The organism is Microcoleus sp. Z1_B2, from assembly GCF_036700325.1.
Lineage (GTDB): Bacteria > Cyanobacteriota > Cyanobacteriia > Cyanobacteriales > Microcoleaceae > Microcoleus.
This window is the reverse complement of record NZ_JAUBOQ010000049.1, coordinates 39850-51285: the sequence shown is the minus strand read 5'-3', so window position 1 is coordinate 51285 and position 11436 is coordinate 39850. Positions and strand designations below refer to the sequence as shown.

General features: G+C 46.4%; 10 protein-coding genes. 7 read left to right on the top strand and 3 right to left on the bottom strand.

What is annotated here, in order from left to right; all coding sequences use genetic code 11:
* The coding region (locus QT984_RS24200) for a CHAT domain-containing protein (protein WP_333375137.1) at window positions 1–950 on the top strand (950 nt) is incomplete at its 5' end.
* Here QT984_RS24200 and QT984_RS24195 read toward each other — a convergent pair.
* The 3 genes from QT984_RS24195 to QT984_RS24185 all read right to left on the bottom strand — a co-directional run bounded on the left by QT984_RS24195 (window position 932) and on the right by QT984_RS24185 (window position 4823).
* Window positions 932–1222, bottom strand: a complete 291-nt coding sequence (locus QT984_RS24195) for a hypothetical protein (protein ID WP_333259338.1) — start codon at window positions 1220–1222, stop codon at window positions 932–934. The two genes, QT984_RS24200 and QT984_RS24195, sit on opposite strands and share 19 nt — an antisense overlap.
* 632 nt (window positions 1223–1854) lie before the next feature.
* Window positions 1855–2676 (bottom strand): SDR family NAD(P)-dependent oxidoreductase, encoded by an 822-nt coding sequence (locus QT984_RS24190; RefSeq protein ID WP_333312709.1) that lies wholly within the window; start codon window positions 2674–2676, stop codon window positions 1855–1857.
* 713 nt (window positions 2677–3389) lie between these two features.
* Window positions 3390–4823 carry a carotenoid oxygenase family protein gene (locus QT984_RS24185; protein ID WP_333208067.1) on the bottom strand — a complete coding sequence of 478 codons (1434 nt, stop codon included), beginning with the start codon at window positions 4821–4823 and terminating at the stop codon, window positions 3390–3392.
* 194 nt (window positions 4824–5017) lie between these two features.
* Here QT984_RS24185 and QT984_RS24180 point away from each other — a divergent pair, with 194 nt between their 5' ends.
* The 6 genes from QT984_RS24180 (at window position 5018) to QT984_RS24155 (ending at window position 11315) form a co-directional block, all read left to right on the top strand.
* A complete protein-coding gene (locus QT984_RS24180) occupies window positions 5018–6034 on the top strand; it encodes an LD-carboxypeptidase (RefSeq protein WP_333271501.1) in 1017 nt (338 codons plus the stop codon).
* Window positions 6035–6131: 97 nt separating this feature from the next.
* Window positions 6132–6890 (top strand): class I SAM-dependent methyltransferase, encoded by a 759-nt coding sequence (locus QT984_RS24175; protein ID WP_333208183.1) that lies wholly within the window; start codon window positions 6132–6134, stop codon window positions 6888–6890.
* A gap of 221 nt (window positions 6891–7111) precedes the next feature.
* The gene (locus QT984_RS24170; RefSeq protein WP_333208071.1) at window positions 7112–8113 is read left to right on the top strand and encodes a cytochrome c oxidase subunit II; all 1002 of its coding nucleotides are present in this window, start codon (window positions 7112–7114) and stop codon (window positions 8111–8113) included.
* A gap of 78 nt (window positions 8114–8191) precedes the next feature.
* Window positions 8192–9997, top strand: coding sequence for a cytochrome c oxidase subunit I (gene ctaD / locus QT984_RS24165; RefSeq protein WP_333208072.1), 1806 nt, complete (start codon window positions 8192–8194; stop codon window positions 9995–9997).
* 122 nt (window positions 9998–10119) lie between these two features.
* Window positions 10120–10743 (top strand): heme-copper oxidase subunit III, encoded by a 624-nt coding sequence (locus QT984_RS24160; RefSeq protein ID WP_333151381.1) that lies wholly within the window; start codon window positions 10120–10122, stop codon window positions 10741–10743.
* 290 nt (window positions 10744–11033) lie between these two features.
* A complete protein-coding gene (locus QT984_RS24155) occupies window positions 11034–11315 on the top strand; it encodes an HNH endonuclease (protein ID WP_333175565.1) in 282 nt (93 codons plus the stop codon).
* The last annotated feature ends 121 nt before the right edge of the window (window positions 11316–11436 follow it).

Below are 11436 nucleotides of genomic sequence, written 5' to 3'. Positions count from 1 at the left end.
AATACATAAATATAATTGCACGGAAAAAATTAATTAGGATTGCTCTAGGTCTAGAAAATCATTTAGGATTGCTATATACCCCTTTTCAAGCTTTAACTCTTGACAAAACCGCCGGACAAAACACCAATGTTCCCTTAATAGTCGAACATGAAATTATCACTCTACCTTCTGCCTCAAGTCTCGCCATTCTCAGGCAAAATTACGGAGATAGAAAACCACCAAGCCGAAATTTAGCAATTTTAGCAGATCCTGTTTTCAGTCCAGAGGATGAAAGAATTAAAGGAAAAATTACCCAAGCAACAACAGAAAAATTAGAAGCAAATAACCTCGGTTTAAATCAATCGCTTCGTGCTTCTAATCGGCAATGGCCACCCGAACGCCTCGCATTTACCCGCCAAGAAGCCCAAACGATATCCAGCTTATTTCCCTCAGCTTCTAGCACTCAAAAGATTGATTTTGATGCCAGCCGCACTACTGCTACCGACGGCAGTTTAGCTAATTATCAAATCGTTCACTTTGCCACCCACGGCCTTGCCAACAGCCAAAATCCCGAACTGTCAGGAATTGTGATGTCGATGGTAGATGACAAGGGCAATCTTGTCAATGGTTTTTTGCGCCTCACGGATATTTTCAACTTGAAACTGGCGGCAAATTTAGTAGTTTTAAGTGCTTGTCAATCGGGCATGGGACAGAATGTTAGAGGCGAAGGAATGGTGGGATTAACAAGGGGTTTTATGTATGCGGGGGCGCAGCGGGTGGCGGTGAGTTTGTGGAATGTGGATGATGAAGGAACTTCTGTGTTAATGCAAAAGTTTTATCAAAAAATGGTGCAACAAAAGTTAGCGCCGGCGGCAGCTTTGAGGGCGGCGCAGATTGAAATGATGCAGGAGGAAAAATGGAAATCTCCCTATTATTGGGCGGCTTTTACCCTTCAGGGCGAGTGGAAATGATACAGCACTTTTGCTGGTAAGTAAGTACATAGCCCTTGTAGGGACACGGCAATGCCTATTGGTGTCAACAAACACGTTAAATCGGTAGTCCGATAGTCCGACAATCCGACAATCCGACAGTCCGATAGTCCGACAATCCGACAGTCCGACAATCCGACAGTCCGACAATCCGACAGTCCGACAGTCCGACAATCCGATAGTCCGACAATCCGATAGTCCGATAGTCCGACAATCCGATAGTCCGACAATCCGATAGTCCGATAGTCCGACAATCCGACAGGGAATGAATTCCCTGTCTAATAGCTAAAGTCCTCTGAAGAGGACTAATGAGTTTAAAAATTCGGCGTTGCTGGGCGTTGCTAAATACAGGTAGGAATTCAGATTTCCCAATTGCTATAAAACCAGTATGGTCAGTTTTGTAACATCAAGCAAAAAGTTGATTCCTACCGCGAATCAGCAACGTCAAAAATTCTTCTTCCCAGTCCTCATAGCGAGGACTTTCACTATGAGACAGGGGTTTCAACCCCTGGCGGATTGGCGGACTAACGGGTGGGCGGCGTGAATCAGCAACGTCAAAAATTCTTTTTCCCAGTCCTCTTTCAGAGGACTTTCGCTATGAGACAGGGATTTAAATCCCTGGCGGATTAGCGGACTATTGGGTGGGCGGCGTGAATCAGCAACGTCAAAAATTCTTTTTCCCAGTCCTCATAGCGAGGACTTTCGCTATGAGACAGGGATTTCAATCCCTGGCGGACTACCGGGTGGGCGGGCGGACTACCGGCTGGGCGGGCTGACAGCTTAAGTTGACACCAATGGGCCGAAGAGCCCGGAACGGGCAAGATGCCCATTCCACAAAGAATGAGTTTTCTTGTGTGTTGGGCATCTTGCCCGCCCAGAAAAGGGTTTATCGCCCGCTAGCCAAAGCCTCCCGCAATTTGCGGTCCCGCGATTTATCCCGAAGTTCGGGAGTCGCCATCCGCAAAACAAAATCCAGCAACCAAGGCGCAATTCGGTGACACCAAACTGCTAGATGACTTTGCCATCCTACCAAGATTTCCGGTGCATCTTTGTGCAATCCCGCCACCAGTGCTAGGGCAACTTTTTCGGGAGTTGTGGGCACTACCCAGCGGAATTGCTCCAAGTCTCGCACCATGTCGGTATCTGTTAGAGATGGCAGCAAAGCTGTGACTCGAACATTGTACTGAGTTAACTCGCTACGCAAAGCTTGGGTGAATCCCAAAATGGCAAATTTGGTAGCAGAATAAGTTGCCATTGTGGGAGCGGCAATTTTGCCCATTAAGCTGGAAACATTGACGATTGTTCCCTCTTTTTGAGTCGCCATTCGCCGAGCTATCAAGCGGGTAATTGTGTAGGTTCCGAGCAAATTTAAGGCGATTTCTTCCTCGATTAACGGGAGTGGCGAACGCAAGAATGATGCTTGGTGGGCGACGCCTGCACAGTTGACTAGCAGGTGAATGGGGCCGCTATCTCGCCAAGCTTGGGCGATCGCAATATTCACCGCTACTGACTGAGTTAAATCCAAAGCTAACGGCACTACTTCTGTGCCCAAAACATCGATTTCCTCTGCCAGTTCAATTAATTGCCGGCGGTTGCGCGCCACAATCAACAAACGTTTGACTCCTTGTCTCGCTAATTCCAGGGCGATCGATCGCCCAATTCCGCGCGAAGCCCCTGTAACAAGAGCTGTTTTTCCTTGAAGTTGCATAGATTAAACCTTTTGGTAGATGCTCACCGCGGCACGGAGTTATGAGTTGTGAGTTGTGAATTATTAGTTATGAGTTGAATGTTTTGGCGGTAACAACTCATAATTCATAATTGTTGAAAAGGCTATCTTGTTTCGATAGACCTCATTTACTTGTGGGGTTAACTCAAAACTAAAAACTTTTGAATCGCTAACGTGCGCGTGAGCTGAACTAAACTTTTGGTTTGCCAGAAATCAGTTAATTATCTGGTCTTTTAACCTCATGCCAGCAGACAAAGCTGAGATGGGCAAACCTAGTCGATAATCATGTCAAAGCGGGCTTTATTACCGCTTTTTCTTCAGTCTGCAGAGGCGGACTTTGCCTGTGTAGCCGCGAATTTATTCGCCAGGTATTGGTTTCCTTCAGTCTGCAGAGGCGGACTTTGCCTGTGTAGCCGCGAATTCATTCGCCGGGAATATTCGCCGGGATTAGTTATTCGCCAGGGCTTAATTACCCCTCTTTTTTTAGTCCGCAGAGGCAGACGAAATCCTGTGCAGCGGCGACTTACAATCGCCGGGGATTCGTGCGAATTGGCACAGGATAATTGAGCAATGCAGATTATCAATTCCACACCTCCTAGATATGAGAATTTCCTATCTACACACACCTTAACAACTTGACAGAGAAGCGGCAACAATTTTTAATAAATCTTCCGCAACACTTCTTTACAATTTTCTCAGACTGCCGATTTCCAAGTGCCGTGAAAGCCCAAAGGTATGACACCGGGCAGTTCTAGCTTGCAAACAGGTTCGCGATCAAGCCCTTCGCTGTCAAATATCCAGACTTCGCTGCTGTCAGAATTGCCGTCGTAAACAACTGTTACTATCCAACCTTTCTCCGAGGAAATATCTGGAACGTAGATGGGCTCTGCGGGATAGCGATTTTCGCCACAGTCGGCAATTGTGAGATTGCGGCTTTGCGTGTCGAAACGGGCGATCGCACCGAAACGTTCCGGTACAATATCAACGTCAGGGCGATACATTGCCAGATAAATATATCGTGAGTCTTGCCCTATTTCGGCAGCAGGTACGATCGGAAACTCACAAGGTTTATCCAACAATTCTTCTATTCCTGTCACTTTCGCCGTCAGAGGATTGAGATGCACTCGGCAAAGAGTACCCTCCGCATCGGTGCTAGTTTCACCAGTCGGTACTTCTTTCAGTCGCTGATTAGTTTGAAAGTCAGCGAAGCGCACAAAATCTACAGCCACGGAACCATCTTCCTTGACAAAACCGTTAGCAAAATGCCACTGAAACCAAGGTTCAGTTTCGCCGCGACTAACTAAAGAGAGAGTTTCTGAGTCAAAAATTAATATCTGAGTACCTAACTCCGGTTTCCACTGAAAGGACTCGCTATAACTGCTAATTCCCGTTAACAATGGCAAAAAATTGACTTGCACCGGCGGGATAAAAAATATCAGATATTTACCCGCCAAAACAAAATCGTGGAGCGCGTAAATTCCATCTAAAGCAACTGTTGATTGTTGCACGACTTGGCCAGTAAAATCGCTTTTATACAGATTCAACTTTGTAGTCGCACCGTTGGTAACTCCAAAGTTGAAAATATTGCCAGTAATCGGGTCGCGCTTGCAGTGAGCAGAATAAACAAATTTACTATCTAAACTGCCTAAATCGTCCGTTCCCTGAGTTTCCAGGGTTTGCAAATCGAGGCGGTGAGGCGGGCCACCTTCCCACAATGCCAAAAGGCGATCGGGCAAAGCTAAAACAGAAGTATTGGCAGCATTTTTAACAGTTTTAGTCCACCGCAACCACACAGGGCCCGGTGCTGTCATGCCATAATTACTGTAGAGAAATTTATCAGCTTTTTCTTCAGCTAGATATCCCGCTGTTTTCACGTAGCGATAAACAGCCGTAGCACCGACATCGGTAAAATGTACAGCCAAAATTGCACCGTCGCCATCAAACCAGTGTCCCGCAGCAACACCGCCACGTTCCAAACGTCCGGGCCCGTTGCGGTAGAGAGTGCCGCGCAATCCGTCGGGAATTTTACCAGTTTTAACCGATAGCTGAGTCAGCGGAAACTCCGCAGCAGGACGGGCTAAAGCTTGAGCCCAAGATTTTTTAGCTGAGATTTTAGTGTCTGTTTTCATTGGAAACTCGCAATTTTAAACTGATCTGACAGATATTTTGCTATACAATTATAGCAAAAACCATCTATAACAGTTCTCGCGTGAGCCATTCATCAATGAATTAACAATTGCTCAATCCCCCAATCTAAAATCTAAAATCTAAAATCTAAAATCTCAACCTGTACCTCACTTAATCGAACAAGGGTATAACACTTATGACTCTCCGCCGCCGTGCTCTGATCAGAACTTTTGGGCTGACTGCTATTGGTACTCAGCTTTTGCCCCTCGCCCAAACCAACCTATCTCCCAAAAGTGCGATCGCTAATCCGCGCCGCCTGCAAGTCGGCGATACTGTAGCCTTAATCAATCCTGCCGCTTTCAACTACGAAAAAGAAGTGCAGCCATTTTTTAAAGTTCTGGATAACCTGGGTTTAAAAGTTAAATTGGGAGAGCATTTTTACGATCGCTACGGCTATTTAGCCGGCAAGGATGCCGATCGCGCCGCCGATGTCAACGCAGCCTTTGCCGACGACTCAGTGCGAGCTATTTTTACCGGGATGGGCGGCTGGGGCTGCGGTCGGATATTGCCACTCCTAGATTACAATATTATCCGCAACAATCCCAAAATTATTATGGGATTTAGTGATATTACGGCGCTGTTATTGGCGATTTATGCTAAAACTAATATAATTACTTTTCACGGCCCTTTAGGTGTGTCAACTTGGAGCCCCTTTACAGTAAATTACGTCAAAAAAGTTTTGTTTGAGGGCGGCTCTGTGACCATGCAAAACTCCCCAAGCGTGCAAGTTCAAACAATCGGGCGCGGCACAGCTAGGGGAAAACTAATCGGCGGCAATTTATCAGTAATCGCAGCAATGGTGGGTTCTGCATATTTACCGCAGTGGGAAAATAGTATTTTGTTTGTCGAGGAAGTTGGCGAAGAAGTTTATCGCATCGATAGAATGTTGACGCAGCTTAAATTAGCGGGCATTCTCGATAAAATATCAGGTTTTATTTTCGGACAGTGTACCAAGTGCGAAGCTGAAAAACCCCAAGAGTCCCTAACCTTACCTCAAGTCTTGTCCGACCACATTCGGCCTTTGAAGATTCCCGCGTGGTATGGTTCTATGGTGGGACACATCCGGGAGCAGTTCACTTTGCCGATCGGCAAACAAGTCGAAATCGACGCTGACTCTGGTACAATTAAATTGTTAGAATCCGCTGTCAGCTAAATCTTAAATTATTCTCGATATTCGCTCGGCTCTTCCTCCAGTTCTGCATGACCGCGCAGAGCCTGGTAATGAAAAAATTAAACATACAATTAGGACGATCGTGAAAAACCGACAATTCATTAAACCGCTAGCAGCAATTATCTTAGCAATAATGTGCCTGTTGCCGCTCAACGCCTGTGCAGCAGCAAGTAAAACCGCCAACAGCGACTCCATTTATCAGCAGCGAACCGTCCACAATCCCGACGGAATCGGCAAATTTTACATGGGTCGAGAAATTGCCCAAGTCATGGGATATCAAGGCGCTAGTTGGCTAGAAAGACCGTCTCGCGGCATGGAAGAAAAATCAGCTCGATTAGTCAACAATCTCGATTTAAAACCAACCGATATTGTAGCAGACATTGGAGCCGGAACGGGATATTTTAGCTTTCGCATCGCTCCCTTAGTTCCAGAAGGAAAGGTTTTAGCAGTTGACGTGCAGCCGGAAATGATTAATTTTCTGGAATTGAATAAACAAGAAAAAAATATCGCTAACGTTGAGCCAGTTTTGGGCAGTATCGACAATCCGAATTTGCCAGAAAACAGCGTAGATTTAGTTTTGATGGTCGATGCTTATCACGAATTTGCATATCCCAGAGAAATGATGCAAGGAATTGTGAAAGCACTCAAACCGGGAGGCCGCACAGTATCGATCGAGTATCGGGGCGAAAACCCGCTGATTCCCATTAAAGGTTTGCACAAAATGACGCAGAAGCAGGTGAAAAAAGAAATGGCCGCCGTCGGTTTAGTATGGAAAGAGACAAAAGATATGTTACCCCAGCAGCATTTGATGGTGTTTGAGAAAAAATCTCAAATTTAGCAGCCAAATAGAGCGATTCTATACCATTTTTACTGAGTTTTGTCAAGGTACAAAAGACGTATTTTTGAGGCGCGCAGGCGATCGGTCAAAAATTCTAAGCCTTAAGTAACCCTTAAGAGAGACATTTTACTAAAAATACCATTTACAATTAAAAATTGATAACCCAGAGGCGCTTCCTTCATTTTTCAAGCGAAGAAGTGTCGCTATTAAGAAGTACCAGCGTGAACATTCCAAGTTCCATCCTCACCATGCTCGCCGGCATCGGAGTGACTCTGATCAGTCTCTGGTACGGGCAGAATCACGGTTTGATGCCGCTCGCCGCCTCTGACGAAGCATCCCAGATAGACGGACTATTCAATACAATGATGACCATTTCCACTGGACTATTTATCATGGTCCAGGGAATTCTCATCGTTGCTGCAATTAAATATCGCCGCCGTCAAGGAGACAACACAGACGGGCCGCCTTGGCATGACAACTTTCCCTTAGAAATTCTTTGGACAGCCGTGCCAGCGGTGATTATTTTAGGAATCGGAGTCTACAGTTTTGAGATTTACAACTCAATGGGAGGCCTCGATCCGATGGGCAATCATGACCACGGCACCATGCAAGCGCACTCTAAAATGCGGGGAAGTGCGATCGCAGCCACACTCTCAGATACACCCCAAAACGCCCCTCAAATTCCGTCTAGAAAACTTGTTGCTTTAGGCGTAGGCGCTTCCCCAGAAAATGAAGACAAACCAGCAGATTTAGTTGTAAATGTCACTGGTTTGCAGTACGCCTGGATTTTTAGCTATCCAGAAAGCGGCGTTAGTTCCGGCGAACTGCATATGCCAGCCAACCGCGACGTACAGCTAAATATCGCAGCTCAAGACGTGCTGCACGCATTTTGGCTGCCAGAATTTCGCCTCAAACAAGATGCAATTCCCGGCCGGCCGAGCGAACTGAGATTTACACCAACTAAAACCGGCGAATACCGGGTGGTTTGTGCTGAATTGTGCGGCGCTTATCACGGAGCGATGAAAGCTGTAGCAGTCGTTCACACGCCCGAAGAATTCGACAGTTGGCTGCAAGAACAGCAAGTTGCTAGCAGTCAAAACTTAGAGCAAGCAGTTGCAGTCAATCCAGGGGAATTGTCAGACGGTGAATTTTTGGCTCCCTACGTCAGGGAAATAAAAATTAATTCCGAAACCCTAGAACAACTTCACCCAACTCATCACTAAAAATAGTCATTAGTTCCTGGCACTGGGTGTTTGACCCAGAGCTAATAACTAATGACTAATAACTAATGACTAATAACTATGACACAAGCACAGTTCCAAGAAAGTGCAAACACTGAGGCTCGCGGAACAGCGCCCGCCGATAGACATTGGCGCGACTACTTCACTTTTAATACCGACCACAAAGTCATCGGTATTCAATACCTAGTCACAACATTTATTTTCTATCTAATCGGCGGCGTGATGGCAACTTTGGTGCGAACAGAACTCGCCACCCCCGACGCCGATTTTGTCACCCCCGAACTCTATAACAGTTTATTTACTGTTCACGCGACGGTGATGATCTTCCTGTGGATCGTACCCGCCGGAGCCGGATTTGCTAACTTTTTGATCCCCTTAATGATTGGGGCCAAAGACATGGCATTTCCCCGGCTAAATGCCGTTGCCTTTTGGATGATTCCCGTAGGTGGCATTTTGCTGTTGAGCAGTTTTTTGGTAGGAGCTCCACAGGCGGGTTGGACTTCCTATCCGCCTTTGAGCTTAGTTACTGCTCAAGCGGGGGAAGAAATTTGGATTCTCAGCGTTTTGATTCTGGGAACTTCTTCGATTTTGGGGGCGGTGAATTTTGCCGTTACCATCTTTACCATGCGCGTTCCGAGCATGGGTCTCAATGATATGCCTTTGTTTTGCTGGGCGATGATTGCGACTTCAGCGCTGACTTTGATTGCTACTCCAGTCTTAGCCGCAGCTTTGATTTTGCTGTCGTTTGACTTGTTAGCAGGGACGGCATTTTTTAACCCGACAGGCAACGGCGATCCCATCGTCTACCAGCATTTATTCTGGTTTTATTCGCACCCGGCAGTTTACATTATGATTATGCCCTTTTTCGGGGTGATTTCAGAAGTTTTGCCGGTGCATTCGCGCAAGCCAATTTTTGGTTATTTGGCGATCGCCTATTCGAGTCTCGCAATCAGCTTTTTAGGGTTGATCGTGTGGGCGCACCATATGTTTACCAGCGGCACCCCCGGCTGGCTGCGGATGTTTTTTATGATCACCACTATGATCATCGCCGTACCAACTGGGATTAAAATATTTAGCTGGTTGGCAACTATTTGGGGAGGCAAACTCCGGCTTGTCAGCGCGATGCTATTTGGGATGGGTTTTATCTCAACATTTGTCCTCGGCGGCATCACCGGGATCATGGTAGCTTCCGTACCTTTTGACATTCACGTTCACGACACTTATTTTGTCGTCGCTCACCTACACTACGTGCTGTTTGGCGGCTCAGTGTTTGGAATTTACGCTGCTTTTTACCACTGGTTCCCCAAAATGACGGGGCGGATGATTAATGAATTTTGGGGTAGAGTTCACTTTGTTTTAACCTATGTGGGCTTTACTGTAACTTTCCTGCCGATGCACGCTTTGGGGATGCAAGGAATGCCCCGGCGGGTGGCAATGTACGACCCGAAATTTACCACAATTAATGTCATTTGTACTGTCGGTGCTTATATGCTGGCAGTGTCTACAATCCCGTTTATCATTAATGTGATTTGGAGCTGGATGTACGGCCCGAAAGCAGGTGACAATCCTTGGCAAGCTTTGAGTTTGGAATGGATGACGACTTCGCCACCCCCGATCGAAAATTTTGAAGGAGTGCCGGTATTGGCAACGGGCCCTTACGATTACGGCATGGAAAAAATTCAGCATACAGGGGAACGTCTCAGGCTCAAGCTGAGGGAAAATGCTACCCGCAATGCCCAGAAAACAGGTATTCCTATTGCGGAGGCTCAAGCTTCAACTTTCTTTGGCGGTACTGCCACTTTGGTCGCTCCTGAATCAGAGAGAGATGTTGATTCTCCTGCTGATGAAAGTCAAGATGGCGAATAGTTATTAGTCATCAGTCATCATTCATCAGTCATCAGTCATTGGGCATTGTTGACTGTTGACTGTTGACTGATGACTAATGCCCACGGACAACTGACAACTGACTTCTTCATTACCAATTTCTTATGCAAATTCCAGCGATCGATCCGACAAAAACAGCCCTAAATTACCACCACGAGGGCGAAGTAGAAGCACACGGCGTCGAGCATCCCGACCACAGAATGTTAGGCGTAATTGTGTTCCTGTGCGCTGAAGGCATGATATTTTTCGGTATGTTTGCCGCGTATTTGATTTATCGGGCGATGGCTCCCGTGTGGCCTCCTGAAGGTACGCCTGGACGAGAGTTATTGCTGCCGGGAATTAATACGGTGATTTTGATTGCTAGCAGTTTTGTGATTCACAATGCTGATACTGCAATTAAAAAGAATGATGCCACTGGAATGCGGAATTGGTTGCTCGTAACTATTGCTATGGGCGCAGTTTTCTTGGCAGGTCAGGTTTACGAATACACTCATTTAGAGTTTGGCTTGACGACTAATTTGTATGCCAGTTGCTTTTACGTTTTGACTGCTTTTCACGGCTTGCACGTTACGTTTGGAGTGCTGCTGATGGCGGGGGTAGTTTGGCGATCGCGCACCCAAGGTCACTATTCTAGCGAGCACCACTTCGGCATCGAAGCGACTGAAATTTACTGGCACTTTGTCGATGTGATTTGGATTGTTTTGTTTTTGCTGCTGTATATTTTGTGAGCCCAGAGGCTTTTGGGCCTCTGCCACAAGAGATTTGTATGACCCCCAATTGGGGGTTTTTTATTGTTTGGAGAGTGCGATCGCCTTTCATATCAAGTCCGGTCGAGCGACCGCGATTTTCGTAGGGGCGGGTTCGCCAACAATACCTGCCAATAATTGACAATCTCAAAAACCCGCCCCGACCGGGATATTATGGTTAATCGATCGCACATGATATCATTCACCTCCTCAAAGCCGATCGCGCTAAACTAAAAGTAGCAATTCTCCTATCCAGCAGCATTGAGAAAATTATGCAGTGCGAATTGTGCGATCGACAAATGGAAGCATTAACCGCCCATCACCTCATCCCCAAACAAAACACCAAGCGGAAAAACGAAGATCCCAGCCCGACAATCGACATTTGCTCAGCCTGTCACCGCCAGATTCACTCTCTATTTGACAACAAACACCTCGCCCAAGAGCTCAACACCCTGGAAAAGCTCAAAAATGACCCTGAACTCCAGAAATTTGTCTCTTGGATTAAGAAACAAAAAACCGACAAACGCATTCAAGTACGCGGCAAAAAAGCTTGATTGCAGGGCCAGAAATTAGGTATATACTCCTGGACGCAGTTACTGTCTGATGCCCGGTTTCTTCATTAATTTTCGTTTCCTAACCCAAAATTTTATATAGCAACCCGGTTTGTTTGCCTAA

What these genes read in the sequence shown, in the direction of transcription:
- QT984_RS24160 (WP_333151381.1), top strand. Translation starts at nt 10,120, where the DNA reads ATGCAAATTCCAGCGATCGATCCGACAAAAACAGCCCTAAATTACCAC.
- QT984_RS24180 (WP_333271501.1), top strand. Translation starts at nt 5,018, where the DNA reads ATGACTCTCCGCCGCCGTGCTCTGATCAGAACTTTTGGGCTGACTGCT.
- QT984_RS24185 (WP_333208067.1), bottom strand. Translation starts at nt 4,823, where the DNA reads ATGAAAACAGACACTAAAATCTCAGCTAAAAAATCTTGGGCTCAAGCT.
- QT984_RS24190 (WP_333312709.1), bottom strand. Translation starts at nt 2,676, where the DNA reads ATGCAACTTCAAGGAAAAACAGCTCTTGTTACAGGGGCTTCGCGCGGA.
- ctaD (WP_333208072.1), top strand. Translation starts at nt 8,192, where the DNA reads ATGACACAAGCACAGTTCCAAGAAAGTGCAAACACTGAGGCTCGCGGA.
- QT984_RS24155 (WP_333175565.1), top strand. Translation starts at nt 11,034, where the DNA reads ATGCAGTGCGAATTGTGCGATCGACAAATGGAAGCATTAACCGCCCAT.